The sequence below is a fragment of the Niallia sp. XMNu-256 genome, from assembly GCF_036670015.1.
In the GTDB taxonomy this organism is placed as follows: domain Bacteria; phylum Bacillota; class Bacilli; order Bacillales; family Cytobacillaceae; genus Bacillus_BD.
Genome location: NZ_CP137636.1, coordinates 680,692 through 704,340 on the forward strand (window position 1 = coordinate 680,692; position 23,649 = coordinate 704,340).

Annotated in this window: 21 protein-coding genes, 1 tRNA gene and 1 pseudogene; 21 read left to right on the plus strand and 2 right to left on the minus strand. The window is 37.7% G+C overall.

The features are described from left to right. The first annotated feature begins 47 nt into the window (after positions 1–47). From hisA to R4Z10_RS03430, 13 genes and pseudogenes are all read left to right on the plus strand, one after another. On the plus strand, positions 48–779 hold the full coding sequence (gene hisA / locus R4Z10_RS03370; protein WP_338471825.1) for a 1-(5-phosphoribosyl)-5-[(5-phosphoribosylamino)methylideneamino]imidazole-4-carboxamide isomerase: 732 nt from the start codon (positions 48–50) through the stop codon (positions 777–779). Then, entirely contained in the window at positions 779–1,537 is a 759-nt protein-coding gene (hisF, locus tag R4Z10_RS03375) for an imidazole glycerol phosphate synthase subunit HisF (protein ID WP_338471826.1), read from the plus strand. Before hisA ends, hisF begins: the two co-directional genes overlap by 1 nt. Then, positions 1,534–2,187: a bifunctional phosphoribosyl-AMP cyclohydrolase/phosphoribosyl-ATP diphosphatase HisIE gene (hisIE, locus tag R4Z10_RS03380; protein WP_338471827.1), complete on the plus strand. Its 654-nt coding sequence runs from the start codon at positions 1,534–1,536 to the stop codon at positions 2,185–2,187. Before hisF ends, hisIE begins: the two co-directional genes overlap by 4 nt. A gap of 160 nt (positions 2,188–2,347) precedes the next feature. Beyond that, on the plus strand, positions 2,348–3,844 hold the full coding sequence (locus R4Z10_RS03385; RefSeq protein ID WP_338471828.1) for a tetratricopeptide repeat protein: 1,497 nt from the start codon (positions 2,348–2,350) through the stop codon (positions 3,842–3,844). A gap of 310 nt (positions 3,845–4,154) precedes the next feature. Further along, complete coding sequence (gene trxB, locus R4Z10_RS03390; RefSeq protein WP_338471829.1) at positions 4,155–5,105, plus strand: thioredoxin-disulfide reductase; 951 nt, start codon at positions 4,155–4,157, stop codon at positions 5,103–5,105. Positions 5,106–5,484: 379 nt separating this feature from the next. After that, on the plus strand, positions 5,485–6,396 hold the full coding sequence (locus R4Z10_RS03395) for a putative selenate ABC transporter substrate-binding protein (protein WP_338471830.1): 912 nt from the start codon (positions 5,485–5,487) through the stop codon (positions 6,394–6,396). Positions 6,397–6,426: 30 nt separating this feature from the next. Next, on the plus strand, positions 6,427–7,200 hold the full coding sequence (locus R4Z10_RS03400) for a phosphonate ABC transporter ATP-binding protein (RefSeq protein WP_338471831.1): 774 nt from the start codon (positions 6,427–6,429) through the stop codon (positions 7,198–7,200). Then, entirely contained in the window at positions 7,190–8,818 is a 1,629-nt protein-coding gene (locus R4Z10_RS03405; protein WP_338471832.1) for an ABC transporter permease subunit, read from the plus strand. The genes R4Z10_RS03400 and R4Z10_RS03405 overlap by 11 nt, the downstream gene beginning before the upstream one ends. A gap of 418 nt (positions 8,819–9,236) precedes the next feature. Beyond that, a pseudogene (locus R4Z10_RS03410) lies at positions 9,237–9,696 on the plus strand (8-oxo-dGTP diphosphatase). A 34-nt stretch (positions 9,697–9,730) separates the two neighbouring features. After that, entirely contained in the window at positions 9,731–10,630 is a 900-nt protein-coding gene (rapZ, locus tag R4Z10_RS03415; protein ID WP_338471833.1) for an RNase adapter RapZ, read from the plus strand. Continuing rightward, a complete protein-coding gene (locus R4Z10_RS03420) occupies positions 10,627–11,601 on the plus strand; it encodes a YvcK family protein (protein WP_338471834.1) in 975 nt (324 codons plus the stop codon). The genes rapZ and R4Z10_RS03420 overlap by 4 nt, the downstream gene beginning before the upstream one ends. Before the next feature lie 44 nt (positions 11,602–11,645). Next, on the plus strand, positions 11,646–12,593 hold the full coding sequence (gene whiA, locus R4Z10_RS03425) for a DNA-binding protein WhiA (RefSeq protein ID WP_338471835.1): 948 nt from the start codon (positions 11,646–11,648) through the stop codon (positions 12,591–12,593). Positions 12,594–12,683: 90 nt separating this feature from the next. After that, a complete protein-coding gene (locus tag R4Z10_RS03430) occupies positions 12,684–12,941 on the plus strand; it encodes an HPr family phosphocarrier protein (RefSeq protein WP_338471836.1) in 258 nt (85 codons plus the stop codon). A gap of 75 nt (positions 12,942–13,016) precedes the next feature. On the opposite strand, the gene clpP is transcribed toward R4Z10_RS03430, so the two are convergent. Together clpP and R4Z10_RS03440 are read right to left on the minus strand one after the other, a co-directional pair. Next, positions 13,017–13,616 (minus strand): ATP-dependent Clp endopeptidase proteolytic subunit ClpP, encoded by a 600-nt coding sequence (clpP, locus tag R4Z10_RS03435; RefSeq protein ID WP_338471837.1) that lies wholly within the window; start codon positions 13,614–13,616, stop codon positions 13,017–13,019. A 275-nt stretch (positions 13,617–13,891) separates the two neighbouring features. Further along, positions 13,892–13,963, minus strand: a tRNA-Arg gene (locus R4Z10_RS03440). Positions 13,964–14,117: 154 nt separating this feature from the next. Here R4Z10_RS03440 and rpoN point away from each other — a divergent pair. From rpoN to eno, 8 genes are all read left to right on the plus strand, one after another. Then, positions 14,118–15,452 carry an RNA polymerase factor sigma-54 gene (rpoN, locus tag R4Z10_RS03445; protein ID WP_338471838.1) on the plus strand — a complete coding sequence of 445 codons (1,335 nt, stop codon included), beginning with the start codon at positions 14,118–14,120 and terminating at the stop codon, positions 15,450–15,452. A gap of 23 nt (positions 15,453–15,475) precedes the next feature. Beyond that, the gene (locus R4Z10_RS03450; protein WP_338471839.1) at positions 15,476–15,721 is read left to right on the plus strand and encodes a glutaredoxin family protein; all 246 of its coding nucleotides are present in this window, start codon (positions 15,476–15,478) and stop codon (positions 15,719–15,721) included. Positions 15,722–15,889: 168 nt separating this feature from the next. After that, positions 15,890–16,924, plus strand: coding sequence for a sugar-binding domain-containing protein (locus tag R4Z10_RS03455; protein WP_338471840.1), 1,035 nt, complete (start codon positions 15,890–15,892; stop codon positions 16,922–16,924). 53 nt (positions 16,925–16,977) lie between these two features. Further along, positions 16,978–17,985, plus strand: coding sequence for a type I glyceraldehyde-3-phosphate dehydrogenase (gene gap / locus R4Z10_RS03460; protein WP_338471841.1), 1,008 nt, complete (start codon positions 16,978–16,980; stop codon positions 17,983–17,985). 204 nt (positions 17,986–18,189) lie between these two features. Continuing rightward, positions 18,190–19,374: a phosphoglycerate kinase gene (locus R4Z10_RS03465; protein ID WP_338471842.1), complete on the plus strand. Its 1,185-nt coding sequence runs from the start codon at positions 18,190–18,192 to the stop codon at positions 19,372–19,374. A gap of 101 nt (positions 19,375–19,475) precedes the next feature. After that, on the plus strand, positions 19,476–20,237 hold the full coding sequence (tpiA, locus tag R4Z10_RS03470) for a triose-phosphate isomerase (RefSeq protein WP_338471843.1): 762 nt from the start codon (positions 19,476–19,478) through the stop codon (positions 20,235–20,237). Beyond that, the gene (gene gpmI / locus R4Z10_RS03475) at positions 20,230–21,765 is read left to right on the plus strand and encodes a 2,3-bisphosphoglycerate-independent phosphoglycerate mutase (protein ID WP_338471844.1); all 1,536 of its coding nucleotides are present in this window, start codon (positions 20,230–20,232) and stop codon (positions 21,763–21,765) included. Before tpiA ends, gpmI begins: the two co-directional genes overlap by 8 nt. 127 nt (positions 21,766–21,892) lie before the next feature. Further along, entirely contained in the window at positions 21,893–23,188 is a 1,296-nt protein-coding gene (gene eno / locus R4Z10_RS03480) for a phosphopyruvate hydratase (protein ID WP_338471845.1), read from the plus strand. Positions 23,189–23,649 lie beyond the last annotated feature (461 nt).

The following is a 23,649-nucleotide window of genomic DNA, read 5'->3' on the forward strand; positions in this document are numbered from 1 at the left end:
CTCTGGTGTTAAAACTGGAGAATCTCCCTATGAAAGGGAGTGGCATAATGGCATTTACAATTTATCCCGCTATTGATATGCGAGGTGGGAAATGTGTTCGATTGATTCAAGGTGATTATAATAAAGAGACCGTATATGGGAATTCTCCTTTTGATATGGCTAAATCCTTTAAAGATGCAGGAGCAACTTGGATACATATGGTGGATTTGGATGGTGCAAAGGACGGAAAACGGGTAAATGATACATTTGTGATTCAAGCTGCTAAAGAATTACAAGTCAACATTCAAATTGGCGGCGGTATTCGCACAGAAGAAGATGTAGCTCATTATTTAGAAAATGGAGTAGCTAGAGTGATTATCGGCAGTATGGCGATCTCAAATCCTGAATTTGCTATCGATATGATTAAAAAATACGGTAAACAAATTGCAATTGGTATTGATGCCAAAGATGGATTTGTGGCCACACATGGATGGCTTAACACTTCAGAAGCGAGAGCGGTTGATGTCGGTAAGAGGTTTGCGGATGCTGGCTGTGAAACGTTTATTTTCACTGATATTGCAACAGATGGGATGCTCAGTGGTCCAAATATTGAAGCAGTAAAAACGATGGCCGCTGAAACAGGAAAAAGTGTGATTGCCTCTGGTGGTGTCAGCAGTCTTCAAGATTTAATTCATTTGAAAGAATTTGAATCTCAAGGAGTGAGTGGAGCAATTATTGGAAAGGCGATTTATGAAGGACGTTTTTCCGTAGCTGACGCATTGAAAGAGGTGGGAAAGTAATGGTTACAAAAAGAATCATCCCTTGTCTAGACGTAAAAGACGGTCGTGTTGTTAAAGGTGTGCAATTTGTTGAGCTTCGTGATGCCGGTGATCCGGTTGAATTAGCCCGCTTTTATGACGAACAAGGAGCAGACGAACTTGTGTTTCTTGATATTTCCGCCTCTAATGAAGGTCGTAAAACAATGGTCGAAGTTGTTAAGGCGGTTGCCTCAGAGCTTGCGATTCCGTTTACGGTTGGAGGTGGGATTAATTCTCTTGAAGATATGAAGCGAATTCTGCGTGCGGGTGCTGATAAGGTATCATTAAATACAGCAGCTGTGGTAAATCCAGATCTTATTACAGAAGGATCAAATTTCTTTGGTTCTCAATGTATTGTTGTGGCAATTGATGCAAAATGGGATGAGGCACTAGGCTCATGGCGCGTCTATACCCATGGAGGTAGAAACGCAGTTGATAAAGATGTTATTTCATGGGCTAAAGAGGTTGTTGAACGGGGTGCTGGTGAAATCCTCCTTACAAGCATGGATTCCGATGGCGAGAAAAATGGATTTGATTTAGCTTTAACAAAAGCGGTTAGTGAAGCAGTTAGTGTCCCAGTTATTGCCTCTGGCGGTGCTGGAAATGCGGAGCATTTTGTAGAGGCGTTTGTTGAAGGGAAAGCAGACGCTGCATTAGCCGCATCCATTTTTCATTATAAAGAGACCTCAGTCAATGAAGTGAAATCCTACTTGCGGGAAAAAGGTGTGAACGTAAGGTGAGATTAGACGATGTTAAATTTAATGAAAAAGGATTAATTCCAGCAATCGTTCAAGATGCAGCTACAAAAGAAGTCCTGACTCTCGCATATATGAATCGTACTTCATTAGAGAAATCCCTTGAATCTGGTGAAACCTGGTTTTATAGCCGGTCTCGTCAAGAATTATGGCATAAAGGGGCTACTAGCGGGAATACGCAAAAAATTGTTTCTATGAAGCTGGATTGCGACAAAGATGCCATTGTTGTACTTGTGAATCCAGCAGGTCCAGCTTGTCACACAGGTGAAATTAGTTGCTTTAATGAATCTATTTATTCAGAAGAAGGTGCAGTAAGCGTGAAAACGAACTTATCTGATTATCAAATTTTAGTTACTCTAGAAGAAGTTATCGCTCAAAGGGAAAAGGAACGTCCTGAGGGCGCATATACGACTTATTTATTCGAACAAGGCGTCGATAAAATTCTTAAAAAAGTCGGGGAAGAAGCAACAGAAGTGGTCATTGCAGCAAAAAATCGCAGTCACGAAGAACTTAAATGGGAAGCCTCTGATCTGCTATATCACCTAATGGTATTATTACGTGAACAGGGATTGTCCTTCAAAGAAATCTTGGAGGTTTTAGAAGAAAGACATTTAAGTAAAGAAAAGGGAAAATAAAACAAGGCCTGTTTGTTTCGAGAAAGATAGATGTCTTTTTGAAACAGACAGGCTCTTATTATTTATAAGATAAGAATAATTAAGGAGAATAATCTTTTTGTCAAGTATATAATGTGATATACTGACTAGGTTGAGAACTAAAGAAAAAATGGAGGATTTCATGGGTAAAAACGCTCAAGCTAAAACAAAAGGACAATTGCTGTCGTTTATTCCTACGGGTGAATATTATTTCACATTAGGCTTGAAAGCATTCCAACGTCGTGAATTTAAAAAAGCAATTAAATATTTAAAAAGAGCCATGCACTTAGAGCCGGGTGAACCGATGATTGTGTGTCAATTGGCGATAATTTATACAGAAATTGGAGATTTTCATCAGTCGAATGAACTATTACATCTCATTATAGAGGAATTAGACGAAGAGATGGTGGAGTGTCATTATTTCTTAGCCAATAACTATGCTCATATGGGCTATTTCAAGGATGCTTATTCCCATTTATTGATTTATTTAGAAAATGATCCAGATGGGGAATTTATTCATGAAGCAGAAGATCTTCTAGAAATTCTAACTCTTGAGGAAGACTTCTTAGACGATGAGCACGATGAACTGATTATGAAACAAGAGCAAGCAAAAAAAATGCTGGAATCAGGTCATTTTCCAAAAGCAGTTAAACTGCTGAAGACCGTTATTAAGGATTTTCCTGAATATTGGTCAGCCTATAATAATCTTGCTTTAGCCTATTTTTATTTAGGAGAAATAGACAAAGCCTCAAATATACTTGATCAAGTAATGGAGAAAAACCCTGGCAACTTACACGCAATCTGTAACAAGCTTGTGTTTGCTTATTTTCAGAAGGATTTTTCAGAAGTAAAAGAGCTTTCAACCGTTCTTAAAAAGGTAAAGCCGTTATTAGCAGATCAACAATTTAAATTGGGAGCAACTTTTGCTTTAGTTGGAGACTATGATACCGCATATGGCTGGTTCCACAAGCTCTATAAACATGGATATGATGGGGATGGACCTTTTTATTACTGGTTTTCTTATGCAGCCTATTTCACGGGCAGGGAACAACTTTCTCATTCTTTATGGGAGAATGTGATAAGAATTACGCCAGAAAAAAAGGACTTAGCTCCATGGAATAAAGAAAATGAACATGAACATGTGAACGGTTTTGAAGATTTTGACGCATGGATTTTGAAAAACTTAAATAGTGATCTGATGGAAGAAAGACTATTTGCCATATTTCTGTTGTCAAAATCCCAGCATAAGGAATCGATTCTCTCTAAAAATGAAGTCCAACATAATAACAAATTATCTAAACTCGAGAATCAATATATGTCTATGGTAAAAATGGGTAAAAAAATAGAGGAAGGTGAATTGGCTGTTGCTCATAAAACCGCCCAACTTCTTTACAAAAGCTATCACCCAATTGGAACCGTAGAAGCTGGTCTTTATTTATTATGGTTTTCTGTTTTTACGGAAACTATCCATGCGCAAGTAGTGTTGAAAAATGAAAAAGCTCTAGCAGGTGCTATAGACTATATTTGGAAGAAATTGCGAAATGAAAAATGTTCACAGCAAAAAGTAGCACAACAATATGGACTTTCTTCCTCAACTTTACAAAAGTATGTAAAGATCCTAAAGGAATACCTTGATTGAGCAGATATATGGACTTAAATAACGTTCTTTTATAGGATATGGATAAAAGGTCATACTAAAAATATTAACTATGGCTGTTTTCATCTATATCCTTTTTTTAACTTCCTTCAGCCACCTCTATAAAGTGGCAAGACGATGTATCCATTCAGTGGGGGTACAAACACAGCTGAAAGAAGTTAGAACCTCCGGTGGATACGCTGGTTCAAAGGAAGTTTATCGAGATACTCGATAAAATATGGGCGCAAATTCGGAGACACGAATTTGATTTGTTATAGATGGAATACGCCTAAATTTAAGGAGTGGAGAAGGCGTGACTGAAGAAAAAATTTATGACGTTATTATAGCAGGTGCAGGTCCAGGTGGAATGACAGCTGCTGTTTATACGTCTCGTGCAAATTTATCTACATTAATGATTGAACGAGGTGTCCCAGGTGGACAAATGGCTAACACAGAAGATATTGAAAACTATCCGGGATTTGACTCGATTTTAGGACCTGAATTATCAACAAAAATGTTTGAACATGCAAAAAAGTTTGGCGCGGAGTACGCCTATGGCGATATTAAAGAGGTCATTGACGGTAAAGAATACAAAACGGTTGTAGCCGGAACAAAAGAATACAAAGCTCGTGTGGTGATTATTTCAACTGGAGCGGAGTACAAAAAAATCGGTGTCCCAGGTGAAAAAGAACTAGGCGGTCGCGGTGTTTCTTATTGTGCAGTTTGTGACGGAGCTTTCTTTAAAAATAAAAATCTTTTTGTTATTGGTGGCGGTGATTCCGCAGTTGAAGAAGGAATGTATTTAACTCGCTTTGCTGATAAGGTAACAATTGTGCATCGCAGAGATGAACTTCGTGCTCAAAAAATCCTTCAACAACGGGCGTTTGACCATCCGAAGGTAGATTTTATTTGGAGTCATACATTAAAGGAAATCAATGAGAAAGACGGTAAAGTTGGAAGTGTCACACTTGTTTCGACAAAAGACGGGTCAGAGCAAGAACTTCCAACGGATGGTGTCTTTATCTATATTGGTATGAACCCACTTTCTAAGCCATTTGAAAGCTTAGGAATTACAAACGAGAATGGCTATATCGTGACAAATGAATTAATGGAAACAAAAGTACCAGGTATTTTTGCCGCTGGAGACATTCGTGAGAAAACACTTCGTCAAGTTGTAACAGCAACAGGGGACGGAAGTATTGCAGCATCAAGTGCACAGCATTATATTGAAGAATTGATGGAAGAACTAAAAATAAAATCATAATAAAGTGAATTTTACGTGTCGTTGAATCTCCCACCTACCGACTGTATTCACTGGAATTGTGAGCGGGGGCTCTCATATACCACGTAAAAGCTGGGATAAATTTATTGTTATTTTTACCATAATGTAACAGGAATGAAATGTAAATACGTTATGATAAAAGTAGAAATTGACCCCCTTTAATAAATCTTTTTTCAAAAGCGCAGGATTTCCTGGCGCTTTTTTTTATTTGTATTTTTATTCTCTTTTTTAAAATATAGAGAAAGTAGATGGAATTTCAATTATAATATCTGTTAAATGAATGATAATTCACTAGGAGTTAGGGTAATTATTCTAGTATAATTTCAATATGTAAATAAATAATTTATAGTGGAGGATATACATGAGAAGATTATTATCATTTGGTATTACGGTCCTAGTATTATTCTTTTTAGCCGGATGTGGAAATGCAGAGGAAAATGGATCAGAAACTAAGGATCAAGGGGCAAAGACAGAAAAAAGTGATCAAGTGTTTAAAATTGGAGCGATCCCAGATCAAAACGCTTCAGATTTGAATAGAAGTTTAAGTCAATTGGCTGATTACATAACCGAGGAAACAGGGATTCAAGCAGAATATGTTCCATCTGTTGATTATTCTGCACTTGTTACTGCTTTTGAACGCGGAGAAATCGATTTAGCGTGGTTTGGTGGTTTAACAGGTGTTCAAGCACGAAACAATGTACCTGAAGCAGAAGCGATTGCGCAACGACCAATGGATGAAGAGTTTCACTCTGTTTTCATTGCAGGGACTGATACAGGAATACAATCTCTTGAAGATTTAAAAGGAAAAAGCTTTACTTTCGGAAGCGAAAGCTCAACATCAGGCCATTTAATGCCTCGTTACTTCTTAAGTGAGGCGGGGATAAAACCAGAAACAGATTTTGATGGTTCGCCTAACTACTCTGGATCTCATGACAAAACGTATAAATTAGTGGAATCAGGCTCTTTCCAAGCAGGTGCATTGAATGTTTCAGTTTGGGATGCAGCGGTTGCTGAGAAAAAGGTAGATACGAGTAAAGTAAATGTTTTCTATACAACTCCGAGCTATTATGATTACAACTGGACGATTAATAACGTAGATGAAAAATTTGGTGAAGGAACGAAACAAAAGATGACAGATACGATTCTATCGATCAATAGTTCTAACCAACCGGAGATTATGGAATTATTCCAAGCAGAAAAATTTATTGAAACAAATAATGAGAATTACAAAGCAATTGAAGATGTGGCAAAGGAATTAGGGATCATTAAATAATTATCTTAAATGATTGTTAGTAGATAGAAGGTGAAGGAATTGTCATCACAAATAATGATAGAAGCAAAAAATCTATCGAAATTTTATGAGGGGAAGATAGCGTTATCTTCCCTTTCTTTTTCTATTGAAAGAGGAGAAATGGTTGCTCTAATCGGGCCGAGTGGGGCTGGGAAGACAACGTTGCTCAATACATTTGCAACGCTAGTGAAACCGGATGAAGGTGAATTGAATATTGCTGGTATTCCAGTAAATCAACTTAATAAACGTAAAAGTTTAGCCAAAAAAGTTGGGATGATTCGCCAGCAATTTGACCTCGTAGGACAGCTTCCGGTTATTCATAATGTACTAGCTGGACGTTTAGCTGATTGGGGATTTTTTAAATCTCTTTGGTCTCTCATTATTCCACAGGAAAGGCAAGCGGCTTACCAAGCGCTTGAAAAAGTAGGTTTGACCGAAAAAATCACAGAACAAACGTCTAAATTATCAGGAGGAGAGCAGCAGCGTGTTGCACTTGCTCGACTGTTGTTGCAAAAGCCTGAAATCATTTTAGCAGATGAACCAGTGGCATCCTTGGATCCTGCAAGGGCTGAAGATATACTATTTATGCTAACAGAGCTCGTCCGAGAAAAAGATCAAACATTAGTGACGAGTCTTCATTCGGTAGAATATGCTCGAAAATATTTTACAAGAATCATCGCAATTAAAAATGGAAAGTTATTTTTTGATTTACCGGTTCATGAAGTGACAGACTCTTTATTAGGTAATCTTTATTCCATTAAGGAGCTGGAACGCCATGAATCTTAAACATACACTTGAGCTGCAGCGAAAAAATATTTTAACCCTCGTCCTTATCCTTCTTTTCATATGGAGTTTATTTGCTGTTACTTGGACTGATGATCTTGTTCATTCTGGCGGAATGGTGACGATCAAACAAGTATTGACTGGTTTAGTTCAGCCTAATTTATCGGCTGATATCTTATTACTAGCTCTTGAATCCACGTGGATTACGTTAGCTTATGCGATTGCTGGTATGACATTAGCGATTGTCATCGCTTTTTTCTTTGGAATTTTTGCTTCTGGGATATTAACAGATGGAAAAGGAATGAAAATTGCTTCAAAAGTTTTTTTTCGCTCCGTTTTAGGGTTTCTCCGTGCGATTCATGAACTTGTATGGGCGCTCATTTTTGTTGCTATGTTTGGATTAACTCCACTTTCTGCGATACTTGCCTTGGGAATTCCTTATGGAGGCATTTTAGGTCGGATTTTTGCTGATATGTTAAATGATATCCCAGAAGAACCAATCAAAGCTCTAAGATCAGCTGGAGCGTCTAAACTTCAGTGTTTGCTTTATGGTTATTTTCCATTAGTAAAAAACAGTATTGTCAGTTATACGATGTATCGTTTTGAATGTGCAATCCGTTCATCTGCAATCATGAGCTTTGTTGGGTTAGGTGGACTTGGCTTCCAAATTCAATTATCATTGAATGATTTAAAATACGATGAGGTTTGGACCTTTTTATTTTTTCTAATCGGAATTGTTGTGTTAGTTGATTTCTGGAGCAGCCAATTAAGAAGAGGAATGCATGACGTAAAGAAAGGTTTACCTGTCCTTCGATTTTCCTTTTTACTTACTGTTGCCTTGTTGACCTTCTCGTGGTGGTTTGTTTTTGTCATCGAAGAGGCGAGTTTAACAGATCTCTTTTCAGAAAAAAATGCTCACTATGCTATCAGTTTCTTTGCTGGTTTATTCGGAGTTGGTGAAGCACAGCCGGCATTTTTAAATCCTGATAGCTGGAAACAAGCATTGGAATTAACGTATGAAACATTACAAATGAGTATTATGGCGATTGGGTTCTCTACAATCACGATGTTTTTAACGGTGATCCCGGCTGCTAGAAATATAGCTGACGGCTCTCTAACTCTTGTAGGAAAATGGTATAATTGGCTAATTTTTGGATTTGTACGGTTGATGTATATCTTTAGTCGAGCTATACCAGAATTAGTTTGGGCGATGATTATTATCTTTATTTTAAAGCCTGGGGTATTGCCAGGAGCTATCGCTCTTGCTCTTCATAACTTTGGTATTCTAGGAAAGCTATGTGCGGAAGTCATTGAGGATCTAGATAATAGGCCTGTTCGGAACTTAGCATTAAATGGTGCTTCTAAGGCGCAAATGTTGATATATGGAGTCCTGCCATCTGTAATGCCGCGATTTTTAACTTATATTCTTTATCGTTGGGAAGTTATCATGCGTACTACGATTGTCGTGGGGTTTGTTGGAGCAGGTGGTTTAGGACAACAATTTAAAATGAGTTTAAGTTTCTTCCATTACACCGATATTACATTGCTTTTATTCTGCTATTGTGTCCTTGTGTTTATCTCTGATTTCATATCTGAAGCTGCTCGCAAAACGGCTAAATAAAGAACATTTTTTATACAACGCCCCCTTTAATGATGGGCGTTTTTCTTTTTTAAAAAATGAAAAATATAAATTTTAAATATAAACTGTTATAATGATTTTTCAGGCTTAACGGGCAGTAGACCCCCACCTCAAGATTCTAAGTATTATTAGAAGGTAGTGGGGGATCAACTGCCCGTAAAGCTCCGATTGGTTCAACTAACCATCAGTGGGAGATGAGAGAAAACCCCCACTGATGGAAGTTTCACTTTATTAAAATGTGTTTCATATGGAGACTCTATCCATTGTTTAGGGTTCATAAAATATAGTATAATAAGGGGAATAAACTGAAGGTGAACGAACAAGAATTCCCATTAATGAGACTTCTTTAATAAAAAAAGAGACATCTATTTAGAATCGTGCGGATTGGGGTGTGATTGTTTTGCAACGTGTAACCAACTGCGTATTATTAAAGGATAATAAAGTATTGTTATTACAAAAGCCACGTCGTAACTGGTGGGTTGCACCGGGGGGGAAAGATGGAACCAGGTGAATCAGTCCGGGATTCGTGTATTCGTGAATTTCGAGAAGAGACAGGTATTTATTTAAGAAATCCAAATATTAAAGGGATATTCACCTTTATTATTAAGGATGGAGATAAGATCATAACAGAATGGATGATGTTTACCTTTTTTTCTACAGCTTGGGACGGATTGAATGTGGACGAATCCGAAGAAGGAATTCTTAGTTGGCAGCCAGTTGAAGAAATCCGCAATCTTCCTATGGCAGAAGGGGACTATCATATTTTAGATTATATGGTTCATGGTAATGGCATGATTTATGGGACTTTTACGTATACACCTGAATTCAAATTACTGAGTTATCGTTTGGATCCGAGTTAAGGTGCTAGCGTTCTAAAAATAGGGAGGGATGTAGATGAGTACAGGATCACATAGTAATGATTCACAAATTGTCATCATTACAGGTATGTCAGGGGCAGGAAAAACAGTCGCAATACAAAGTTTTGAAGACTTAGGTTTTTTCTGTGTAGATAATCTGCCTCCCACTTTGCTTCCTAAATTTCTTGAACTGATGAAGGATTCTGGGAACAAGATGAATAAAGTGGCACTTGTGATGGACTTACGCGGACGAGAATTTTTTGAATATCTTTTTAAAGCGCTTGATGATTTAGTTGAGAGCTCTTGGGCTACCCCACAAATTTTGTTTCTTGATGCCGATGATGAAACGCTTGTTAGAAGATACAAAGAAACTAGAAGAAAGCACCCGCTTGCAGTCAAAACAGGTCTGCCCTTAGAAGGAATTCAAAATGAACGTGCTTTGTTAGCGGAATTAAAAGGGAGAGCACAGCTAATTTATCATACATCTAGTATGAAACCACGTGAATTAAGAGAAAAGATCATTACTGAGTTTTCTGTAAATAAAAAGAGTGCTTTCACAGTGAATGTGATGTCATTTGGTTTCAAACATGGAATTCCTATTGATGCAGATTTAGTCTTTGATGTACGTTTTTTGCCAAACCCACATTATATTGATCATATGCGTCCGAAGACAGGCTTGGACAACGAAGTTTCGAGTTATGTTCTAAAATGGACAGAGACACATAAATTTTTAGAAAAGGTAACAGATTTATTGAGTTTTATGTTACCACATTATAAACGAGAAGGAAAAGCTCAACTAGTTATCGCGATAGGTTGTACAGGTGGCCAGCATCGGTCTGTTGCGCTTGCAGAATATATTGGGCGTCATTTTGAAAAAGACTATCATACCAGGATTTCTCATCGTGACATTGATAAAAGAAAGGATACAAAAACATGACCAAAATCGAACAGCCAAGAGTGGTGATCATTGGCGGCGGGACTGGATTGCCAGTATTGTTAAGAGGACTAAAGAAATACCCGATTGATATTACGGCTATCGTGACTGTTGCTGATGATGGTGGGAGTTCAGGTCGGTTACGGGACGAATTGCAAATTCCACCGCCTGGAGATGTTCGCAATGTTCTAGCAGCCTTATCCGATGTTGAGCCATTGATTGAAGAAATGTTTCAACATCGATTTAAATCAGCCAACGAATTATCTGGACATTCGCTAGGTAATTTAATTTTGGCTGCAATGACTTCGATTACAGGGGATTTCATGTATGCCATTCAGGAAATGAGCAGGGTATTAAATGTGCATGGAAAGGTATTGCCCGCTGCGAATCAAAGTGTTGTGTTACATGCTGAATTAGAAGATGGGATTGTCATTTCTGGTGAATCAAAAATCCCTTATTCAGGAAAAAGAATTAAGAGAGTTTTTCTAACTCCTGAAACGATTAAGCCGCTTCCTGAGACCATTAAGGCGATTCAAGATGCCGATTTAATAATTATTGGACCAGGCAGCCTTTATACAAGTATTTTGCCAAATTTACTTGTCCCACAGATTGGGGAAGAAGTCTGTAATGCTAGAGCCAAAAAGGTATATATCTGTAATATTATGACACAGGCAGGGGAAACGCTTGACTACTCTGCAAGTGATCATGTGAACGCAATTTATGATCACATGGGGAAACCGTTTATAGACACGATTTTGGTGAATAGTGAGGATGTTCCTCTAGAAATTCAAGCGAGATACAGCAAAGAGGCGGCAAAACCTGTCCACTTCGATATAGGGAGTTTGTATGAACTAGGTCTGGAGGTAATCTATGGCGAAATTATTTCTCTTGAGCTAGGTATGATCCGTCATGATACAAATGAAGTTGCAAAGATTCTATATTCCTTTCTCCAAAATGAAACTAATAGACGGTGATAAGCGTAATAAGAGATGTTGTTTCGTAATAGGGGGTGTTACCAATGTCTTTCGCTTCGGAAACGAAAAAGGAACTAACAAATTTAGAGGTTAAAGATTGTTGTGGATTGGCTGAGCTGTCCGCATTAATCCAAATGAATGGTTCACTCTCTTTTACCAATAGAAAACTGTCTGTAGATGTGCAAACGGAAAATGCGGCGATAGCTAGAAGAATTTATATGTTAATTAAACGTTATTATCAAGTTAATATTGAATTGCTTGTACGTAAAAAGATGAGGTTGAAGAAAAATAATGTTTACATTGTACGGCTAGTGGATGAGACTCGTCGCATCCTTAAGGATTTAGGAATTATGAGTGAAGGAGAAGGCTTTAATTTTAAAAATATTATATCTCCCTCTTTAATCAAGAAAAAGTGCTGTAGGCGCTCTTACTTAAGGGGTGCTTTTCTGGCGGGGGGATCTGTAAATAACCCAGAGACATCATCTTATCACTTGGAAATCTTTTCCCTCTATCATGGACATAGTGAATCATTATGTGAACTAATGAACTCTTTTGATTTAAATGCTAAAATATTAGAGCGAAAAAAAGGTTATATGACCTATTTAAAGGAAGCCGAAAAAATAACGGACTTTCTCATCATTATTGGAGCGAATAATGCGATGCTGAAATTTGAAGATATCCGCATTGTTCGTGATATGCGAAACTCCGTAAATCGACTAGTGAACTGTGAAACTGCCAATTTAAATAAAACCATTGGTGCAGCAATCCGCCAAGTTGAAAACATTAAATATATTGATAAAACAGTTGGACTAAATGTATTGCCTGATAAACTTCGTGAAATTGCCCAACTACGTGTTGCTCATCAAGATGTTACTTTAAAAGAACTCGGAGAAATGGTGGCAAGTGGACCGATTAGTAAGTCTGGAATTAATCACCGATTACGGAAAATTGACGAAGTCGCTGAAAAGTTAAGAAAAGGTCAGCCTATTTAAATTTACGGTTAATTGTAAAGGATAACTTTTAGGTTAAATCTATCAGGAGAAACATATATATAGTATTAGGAATAAAGAGGAGGAAGGATTATGGTTGAAAAACAAGTTGAGATTAAATTAAAAACAGGTTTACAAGCAAGACCAGCTGCAATGTTTGTCCAGCAGGCTAACCGCTTTTCGTCTGACGTTTTTTTAGAAAAAGATGGCAAGAAGGTAAATGCAAAAAGTATTATGGGGTTAATGAGTTTAGCATTAGGTACAGGTAGTATTGTCACCTTATCGGTTGATGGTAGTGATGAAAGTGAAGCTGTTCAAGTGCTTACTGAGTTTGTAGAGAAAGAAGAATAATTTGCTGGACGTAGAAATCTATGCACCGAAATAAAAAAACTCGCAGCCTCAGAAAGGATGCGAGTTTTTTATTACTTATTTTTTCTCTACGGAACTGCTACGCTCAATAATATGGTCAATGAGTCCATATTCCTTAGCTTGTTGTGCAGTCATGAAGTTATCGCGGTCCGTATCTCTAGAAATAACCTCAAGCGGCTGGCCTGTGCGTTCTGCCATAATGCCGTTTAATTTATCACGTAAGAATAAAATACGCTTTGCTGCAATTTCGATTTCAGTTGCTTGACCTTGAGCACCACCAAGTGGTTGGTGAATCATCACTTCTGCGTTTGGAAGAGCATAACGCTTTCCTTTTGTACCAGCTGTTAGTAAGAATGCTCCCATTGACGCAGCCATTCCGATACAAATTGTTTGTACATCTGGTTTAATGAACTGCATTGTATCGTAAATCGCCATACCTGCTGTAATACTTCCACCAGGACTGTTAATATAAATAGAGATATCTTTTTCAGGATTTTCCGCTTCTAGGAAAAGCAATTGTGCCACGATCGAGTTAGCAACGTTATCATCAATCCCGCTACCTAACATAATAATGCGGTCTTTTAAAAGGCGGGAATAAATATCATAAGCCCGTTCTCCGCGGTTTGTTTGTTCAATAACTGTAGGAATTAAATTCATTTTCATCCTCCTCCACACGATTAAGTATTACTACAGCTAAAAATATGTCATGAATGGCTAGCTGTTTGTATTTTTATCATACACCGATGGTCAAATTAGGTCAAATATTAGACTCGTTAATCTAAAAAGTTATTTTCGACATATATTTTAAACTGAGTATGAGAATTAGAATCGTTTTCAGCTTAACCAAATTTACGAGACGTTAAACGGTTATTCCCTTAAAAGAGAATAAAAAAACCTCTTATTCCTAAAAAGGAAAAAGAGGTCTTATAAAGCGCCCTCGGCAGGAATCGAACCCACATTTTCAGAACCGGAATCTGACGTGCTATCCGTTGCACCACGAGGGCCTATTAAAACAACGCCTTTCTATTATAAGATAGGTTTGGATAATTTGCAAGAGGGAAATTTAATTGGTCTTCTTTGCTATATTTAAATGTTTTGTAAATATTATCTACCCTAAATGCCTGCTCATAATGTAAAATAGATGTTGAGGTGAGATAAGTGAATTTGAAACAAGGTTTATGGCAACACCAGACGGTTAAGTTAGCGATGACCCAAGAACTTAAGCAAGCGATTACATTATTACAGTACTCCAGTATCGAGCTTCAAGAGTTTCTTGAAAACAAAGCGTTGGAAAATCCCCTTATGCAAATTGAAATGGCCAATGTAGAAGTGATGGACCCACGTTATGATCGGATCAAAAAGACGAAAACCACCTCGCAGACAGATAAACAGAATTGGCTTGATAGAATCGCTAAAAGGGACGCAACAACATTACATGACTTTGTCACACAACAAATTGACTTTGGATTATATGATAAAGGGATGAAAAGAGTCCTAGCCTTTTTATTAAATTGCCTTGATGAAAATGGCTATATTCAAACAAAGCTTGATGAAGCTTCTTTAATTTTGTCGATGCCAATTAAAGAGGTGGAAAAAGGCTTAAAAGTTATTCAAAGCTTAGAACCCGCAGGAGTTGGAGCCCGAAATTTACAGGAGTGTATTTTATTACAAATTGATACAGGTAATGAGTTTAATGATTTGGCAGCTAAGATCGTTTCAGAATATTTTATCCCCTTTGCTGAAAAAAAGTGGAAAATCATTGCAAAAGAATTAAAAATTGAATTAACACAAATTCAGGAAATCTATGATTATATCCAGACATTAAACCCAAGACCTGGTTCAGATTTTCAAAACGATCAAACAACATATATTGTTCCGGATATTATTATAAAATGGGAGGGCTCAGAATTAACTGTTAGCATTTATGATGATTCTATGCCAAAGATTCAGTTTAACCAGCCGTACCTCCTTCGATTTCAATCAAATCATGATGAAAAAGTTAAACGCTTTCTTCAAGAAAAACAGCAAGACTTTCATTGGATCCTTAAAAGTATTGAACAGAGAAAAGAAACGATTATGAGAGTGGCGTTAAAAATAGTAGAAAAACAGCCAGATTACTTTGTATATGGTCCCAGTCGGCTAAAACCAATGACAATGAAGGAAATATCAGATGAACTTGGGATTCACGAATCAACTGTAAGTCGAACAGTGAGGGAAAAATATGCCCAAACCCCGTTTGGTACTGTAGAATTAAAGTCTTTCTTTTCAAGTACAATAAAAACTACATCTACTGAAGAAACATCATCTACTGGAGTGAAAAAGGAAATTCAGGACTTAATTAATAACGAAAATAAAGCAAAACCCCTATCAGATCAAGAGTTGGTTGGTTTATTGAAAGAGAAAGGCGGCATAGTTGTTTCGAGAAGAACCATTGCGAAATACCGAGACCAACTAGGAATTCCGTCATCATCAAAACGAAAACGATTTGAATAATATTTTTAAAAGGTGTGAAGCTAATGATAGAAAAAACCACTTTGACCCTTTTTACAAGAAAGGGTTGTCATTTGTGTGTAAAGGCAAAAGAGGTCATAGAGGAGCTGCAAGAGAATTTAGACTTTATTTATGAAGAGCAAGATATTGAAAAGAAGGATGAATGGACCGAAAAATATGGTTTAATGATTCCGGTTGTTACAGTTAATGGAAATGAAGTTCAATTTGGCTATATTGATAAAATCACATTAAGTAAAGCGCTTGCAAGGTAAAAAATAATTTTTTTAGACTTTCAAGCGCTTACATAAATAGATAGGGATTGAATTACTAAAACATTCCTGTTAATATAATTTTGCAGGGATTAATTTTTTTTGCACTACGCGGGACATAAAATGTCTCAGAGGGACTTTTGTTGACCGGTAGTGAAGGAGCTGCATACTATGAAATCAATGATTGAATTACAAAAAAGATTATTACCTGATTTGCTCTCAATTATCCAAAAAAGGTTCCATATTCTTCAGTATATAGGTGCCATGGAACCTGTCGGAAGAAGAAGTCTAGCAGCTACTCTTGGATATACTGAGAGAGTACTAAGAAGCGAAGTAGAATTCTTAAAAGAACAAAAGCTGCTCTATAGTACAAGTGCAGGTATGAGTTTGACTGAAGATGGTCGAGAACTTATTCAAAAATTAGAAGATTTCATGCGAGAATTATCAGGATTAGATGAGATGGAGAAGCAGCTAAAAAGTCTCTTAGACATTAATAAGATTTTTATTGTCCCTGGTGACAGTGATGTTCTCACATGGATCAAAAATGAGTTAGGGAAAACTTGTGTGGAGTGCATAAACAAATTATTAAAGGGTAAACATATCATTGCAGTTACTGGTGGTTCGACAATGGCGACGGTGGCTGAGATGATGACTCCACAATCCAATAACCATGACTTCCTATTTGTACCAGCACGAGGCGGGATTGGTGAGGAAGTAAAGAATCAAGCGAATACGATTTGTTCTACCATGGCGGAACGAACACGTAGCAGGCATAGAGTTCTGTATGTTCCGGACCAAGTGAGCGATGAAATGTATCACTCTATGATTAAAGAGCCAGAAATCCATGAAGTTTTAAATTTAATTCGTTCAGCAGATATGGTTTTACACGGAATTGGGGATGCTATGACCATGGCCACTCGTCGCAAAACAGCACCTGACATTTTAGCCAAATTACAACAATCTGAGGCGGTTGGAGAAGCGTTTGGTTATTATTTTAACGAAGCAGGTGAAGTAGTACATAAAGTTCAGACAATCGGTCTTCAGTTAAGTGATCTTCAGTCAGCAGAACATGTAATTGCTGTAGCCGGTGGCTCATCAAAGGCAAAGGCAATTGGTGCTTATATGAAACAAGCCCCTCCATCGACGATTCTTATAACCGATGAAGGAGCCGCAAGTGAGTTGTTAAAAGGGAACCCAACCCTTTAATTAAATAAAATATATACAAAAATAGTCCTTACAATTAAAGGAGGAAATTTAACATGGCAGTAAAAGTAGGTATTAATGGTTTTGGTAGAATTGGACGTAACGTATTACGCGCAGCGATAAATAATCCAAATATTGAAGTGGTAGCAGTTAATGATTTAACTGATGCAAATATGCTTGCTCATCTTTTAAAATATGACTCTGTTCATGGAAGATTAAATGTAGAAGTTTCTGTAAATGGCAACAATTTAGTTGTTAACGGGAAAGAAATCCTGGTTAAAGCAGAACGTAACCCAGCAGACCTTGCATGGGGAGAACTTGGTGTAGAAGTAGTTATTGAATCAACTGGACGTTTTACAAAACGTGATGATGCTGCAAAACACCTTGAAGCAGGTGCAAAAAAGGTAGTTATTTCGGCTCCAGGAAATAACGAGGATATCACGGTTGTTATGGGAGTTAACGAAGATCAATATGATCCAGCAAACCACCATGTACTTTCAAACGCATCATGTACAACGAACTGTTTGGCACCATTTGCTAAAGTTCTTCAAGAGAAATTTGGCATTAAGCGTGGTATGATGACAACGATTCACTCATACACGAACGACCAACAAATTTTAGACTTACCACATAAAGATTACCGTCGTGCTCGTGCAGCTGCTGAAAACATGATTCCGACAACAACAGGTGCAGCAAAAGCGGTTGCTCTTGTATTGCCTGAACTAAAAGGTAAATTAAATGGTATGGCTGTACGTGTACCAACTCCAAACGTATCATTAGTTGACCTTGTAGCAGAACTTGATAAAGAAGTAACAGTCGAAGAAGTAAATTCAGCATTAAAAGCAGCAGCTGAAGGCCCATTAAAGGGTATTTTACAATACAGCGATGAACCGCTAGTATCAAGAGACTATAATGGTGATCCACACTCTTCTTCTGTTGATGGGCTATCTACAATGGTGATGGAAGGAAATATGGTAAAGGTAATTTCTTGGTACGATAACGAGACTGGTTACTCACATCGTGTTTTAGACTTAGTAAATTACATTGCTTCTAAAGGACTATAATCTATAACTTAATCGTTTGCCTATAAAATGATTGCAAAAATTTCCAACGAACGTCTATAATGGTATAGGAACTTTTTTAGTGGGACTGATTTCAACCCGCTGATGAAGCCAAGATTGATGACAGGGGAGCGGGGAACATTCCCCCTCCTTTTTTATATGTTTACAAACATTATTTTAAACTTTCGTCCTAAGGAGGTCCTTTCGTTGAACAAAATGAGTGTAAAAGATATTGAGCTAAAAGGAAAAAAGGTTTTTTGCCGGGTGGATTTTAATGTTCCAATGCAAGATGGACAAATTACAGATGAAACACGTATCAAAGCAGCACTTCCAACTATTCAATATTTACAAGAACACGGTGCAAAGGTTATTCTAGCAAGTCATCTAGGCCGTCCAAAAGGACAAGTGGTAGAAGAGCTTCATTTAACTCCAGTTGCTGTACGTCTTTCTGAGCTACTTGGAAAAGAAGTTAAAAAAGCAGATGAAGCATACGGGGATTCTGTTAAGGCCCAAATTAACGATATGAACGAAGGGGATGTTCTCCTACTTGAAAACGTTCGCTTCTATCCAGGAGAAGAGAAAAATGATCCTGATTTAGCAAAAGCATTTGCAGAGTTGGCAGATGTTTATGTGAACGATGCCTTCGGTGCAGCACACCGTGCGCATGCTTCTACTGAAGGGATTGCCCAATACATACCAGCAGTTTCCGGATTTTTAATGAATAAAGAGTTAGAAGTGATTGGTAAAGCTCTTTCTAACCCTGAAAGACCATTTACAGCGATTATTGGTGGCGCAAAGGTAAAAGATAAAATTGGGGTTATAGAAAATCTATTAGATATTGTTGATAATTTAATTATAGGCGGTGGCTTAGCTTATACATTTGTAAAAGCGCAAGGTCATGAAATCGGTAAGTCTCTCTTAGAAGAAGACAAAGTTGACTTAGCAAAATCGTTTATTGAAAAAGCAAAAGAAAAAGGTGTAAATTTCTATATGCCTGTTGATGCAATTATTGCAGATGACTTCTCAGCAGATGCCAACACAAATGTGGTGGCAATTGAAGAGATTCCAGCTGATTGGCAAGCTCTCGATATTGGACCAAAAACCGCTGAACTATATCGTGATGTCATTCAAAATTCAAAACTGGTAATTTGGAACGGACCGATGGGTGTATTTGAAATGGACAAATTTGCCAATGGTACTAAAGCAGTTGCGGAGAGTTTGGCTGAAACAAATGATACGTACTCTATCATTGGTGGTGGAGATTCAGCGGCTGCGGTGGAAAAGTTTGGTTTAGCAGATAAAATGAGCCATATTTCTACTGGAGGTGGGGCTTCTCTTGAGTTTATGGAAGGGAAAGAGCTTCCTGGGGTAGTGGCATTAAACGATAAATAAACAATTACGCTATTTTGATATTAGAGTATTTTTGAGAAATGAAACGGCACATTGAATCCGATAAGTGATTTAATGGTATTGCATAGAAAGGGTGTGCAAACATGCGTAAACCAATTATTGCGGGAAACTGGAAGATGTTTAAAACACTTTCTGAAGCAAAAAGCTTTATGGAAGAAGTAAAAAATGCTGTTCCAGCTAAAGAAGAGGTAGAGTCTGTAGTTTGTTCTCCAGCTCTATTTTTAGAAAGCCTAGTAAATCTAGCAAAAGATACGAACGTAAGTGTTGGTGCACAAAATATGCACTTTGAAGACAGTGGTGCATTCACAGGGGAGATTAGTCCTGCTGCACTTGAAGATCTAGGTGTAGAATACGTGATTCTTGGACATTCTGAACGTCGTGAAATGTTCAATGAAACAGATGAAGCTGTTAATAAAAAAGTAATTGCGGCTTTTAACCACCATATCATTCCAATTGTTTGCTGTGGTGAAACATTGGAACAACGTGAAAGTGGAATTACTAATCAATTTGTTGGTGGACAAGTTCAAAAGGCATTAACAGGTCTTTCCGAAGAACAAGCAAAACAAGTCGTGATCGCTTATGAGCCTATTTGGGCTATCGGAACAGGTAAATCCTCAACAGCAGAGGATGCCAATGAGGTATGTTCACATATTCGTTCAGTAATTGCCGAACAATTTTCAGTAGATGTGGCTCAAGAAGTTCGTATTCAATACGGCGGCAGCGTAAAACCAGCCAATATTAAGGAATATATGAATCAACCTGATATCGATGGAGCTCTAGTGGGTGGAGCAAGTCTTGAGCCTGCATCTTTCCTTCAGTTATTGGAGGCTGGAAAACATGAGTAAAGCCCCTGTTGCGTTAATTATTTTAGATGGCTTTGGTTGTCGAGATGAACAAAAGGGAAATGCAGTTTATCATGCAAAAAAGCCAAACTTTGATCGCTTTTGGAAACAGTTTCCTCACAATCATTTAACTGCTTCAGGTGAAGCAGTTGGTCTTCCTGAAGGGCAAATGGGAAACTCTGAAGTAGGACATATGAATATCGGAGCGGGCCGGATCGTTTACCAAAGTTTAACGAGGGTGAATGTTGCGATTCGTGAAGGTGAATTTGTTAAAAATGACACTTTCTTAGATGCGATTAAGCATGTCAAAGAGAATGATTCAGCTCTTCATTTATTTGGATTGCTTTCTGATGGGGGCGTACATAGTCATATTAATCATATGTTTGCTTTAATACGTCTTGCTGCTGAACAGGGTTTGACAAAGGTTTACGTACATGGCTTTTTAGATGGGCGTGACGTTGGTCCGCAAACAGCGAAAATTTATGTAGCTGATGCACTTGAAAAAATGGAAGAATACGGTGTCGGTGAATTTGCTACAATTTCGGGTCGTTACTATTCAATGGACCGTGATAAACGTTGGGATCGTGTGGAGAAATGTTACCGTGCCATGGTTTATGGGGAAGGTCCAACATATACAGATCCGATTCAATTAATTGATGATAGTTATGAGCATGGGATTTATGATGAATTCGTCATTCCTTCAGTCATTACAAAGGAAAATGGAGAGCCAGTTGCTACGATTCAAAACAACGATGCGGTTATATTCTATAACTTCCGTCCAGACCGTGCGATTCAAATCTCGAATGTCTTTACAAACAAAGATTTCCGTGACTTTGATCGCGGTGAAAAGCATCCAGCTCCATTACACTTTGTATGCTTAACTCACTTTAGTGAATCTGTTGACGGATATGTGGCTTTCAAACCAACAAACCTAGACAATACACTCGGTGAAGTACTCTCGCAAAATGGTTTAACCCAATTGCGGATTGCGGAAACTGAGAAATATCCACATGTGACATTCTTTATGAGTGGTGGTCGCGAAGCGACATTCCCTGGTGAAGAACGGATCTTGATTAATTCTCCGAAGGTCGCAACTTATGACTTAAAACCAGAGATGAGTGCATATGAAGTAACTGATGCACTGCTCGCTGAGATCGCTGCAGATAAATTTGACGCGATCATTCTAAACTTTGCTAACCCTGACATGGTTGGACACTCGGGTATGCTTGAGCCGACTGTTAAGGCAATTGAAGTAGTGGATGAATGCTTAGGGAAAGTTGTTGATGCGATTTTAGCGAAAGGCGGAAACGCGATTATCACTGCTGACCATGGAAATGCCGATGAAGTAATTACACTTGAAGGAAATCCAATGACAGCTCATACAACTAACCCAGTTCCTGTAATTATTACTAAAGAAGGTATACAAATTCGCGATGGCGGGATATTAGGTGACTTAGCTCCAACGATGCTAGACCTACTTGGCGTCCAAAAGCCTGTAGAAATGACAGGGACATCCTTAATTAATAAATAATGGAACAAGGGGAGCCTTCGGTTCTCATGTTTCCTTAATTTTTTTATAAAACGTGTAAGTCTTATATGTTTTTTCATATAGGTTGGAAATTATAAATGATGTACTATCAAAAAGGAGAGATTTACAAATGACAGTTATCCAACATGTTTATGCTCGTGAAGTACTAGATTCCCGTGGTAACCCAACAGTTGAAGTAGAAGTATACACAGAATCCGGTTTCTTTGGCCGCGGTATTGTTCCATCTGGTGCTTCAACAGGGGAATATGAAGCAGTTGAACTACGTGATGGCGATAAGTCCCGTTACCTTGGTAAAGGGGTTTTAAAAGCAGTAGAAAACGTAAATGAGATTATTGCTGATGCCATTATTGGTTTAGATGTTACAGATCAAATTTTAATTGATCGTACGATGATTGAATTAGACGGAACTGAAAACAAAGGAAGATTAGGAGCAAATGCGATCCTTGGCGTTTCCATTGCGGTTGCTCATGCTGCTGCAAATGCGGTAGGTTTGCCATTGTATCGTTATTTAGGTGGAACGAATGCGAAACAACTTCCAACTCCAATGATGAACATTATCAATGGAGGATCACATGCTGATAACAATGTGGACTTCCAAGAATTTATGATCTTACCTGTAGGAGCATCTACATTTAAAGAATCTGTTCGTATGGGTGCAGAAGTATTCCATGCATTGAAAAAAGTTCTTTCAAGTAAAGGTTTAAACACAGCTGTAGGGGATGAAGGTGGTTTCGCACCAAACCTTGGTTCAAACCGTGAAGCACTAGAAGTAATTATTGAAGCAATCAAAGACGCTGGTTATGAGCCAGGAAAAGACATCGTCTTAGGAATGGACGTTGCTTCATCTGAGTTCTATAACAAAGACACAGGCAAATATGATCTTGCGGGTGAAGGCCGTACAGGATTAACTTCAGAAGAAATGGTTTCATTCTATGAAGAACTATGCAATGAATTCCCAATCATCTCTATTGAAGATGGTCTTGATGAAAACGACTGGGACGGTCACAAATTATTAACTGAGCGTCTAGGTAATAAAGTACAATTAGTTGGTGACGACCTATTCGTTACAAATACAAAGAAATTGGCTGAAGGTATCGAAAAAGGTGTTGGTAACTCTATCCTTATTAAAGTTAACCAAATCGGTACGTTAACAGAAACATTCGAAGCAATCGAAATGGCAAAACGCGCAGGTTACACAGCTGTTATCTCACACCGCTCTGGGGAAACAGAAGATGCAACGATTGCTGATATCGCCGTTGCAACAAACGCTGGTCAAATCAAAACGGGATCCATGTCTCGTACAGACCGTGTGGCTAAATACAACCAACTTCTTCGTATCGAAGACGAACTTGGCGATTTAGCTGTTTATGATGGCTTGAAGTCTTTCTATAACTTGAAAAAATAATTTAAGTTGAAAGATCTTTTATGCTGAATTATGCAAAGCAATAAACATGCATTAAATTCAATAAAATGATCACCTCCTATATACGTGGGAAAATCCCACTTATAGGAGGTTTTTTGTTTGATTTGTTTGTAGATGATCGAAGTAACATACTGAGAATATCAATGAAATGGTTTTAATTTTTTCAATGATTAATTCCCGCAAAATACAAGCAACTACTTTGCATCGAAACGAACTTGGTGACTTGGCTATAATGATGATGTGAAATCAATTGTAAGAATTGAAAAATAATTAGGCTTTGAACCCTCTTTTTATGTATATGCATAAAAAGAGGGTTTTTATTTCGCTAATAATCCGGTTAGTAATAATGAAAGATGAAAAAAGACCTATAAATATAAAAAAGCCATTGGATTTTTATATTTATAGGTTATAATTACTGTATTAAAGTAAAAAAATGTCAATCT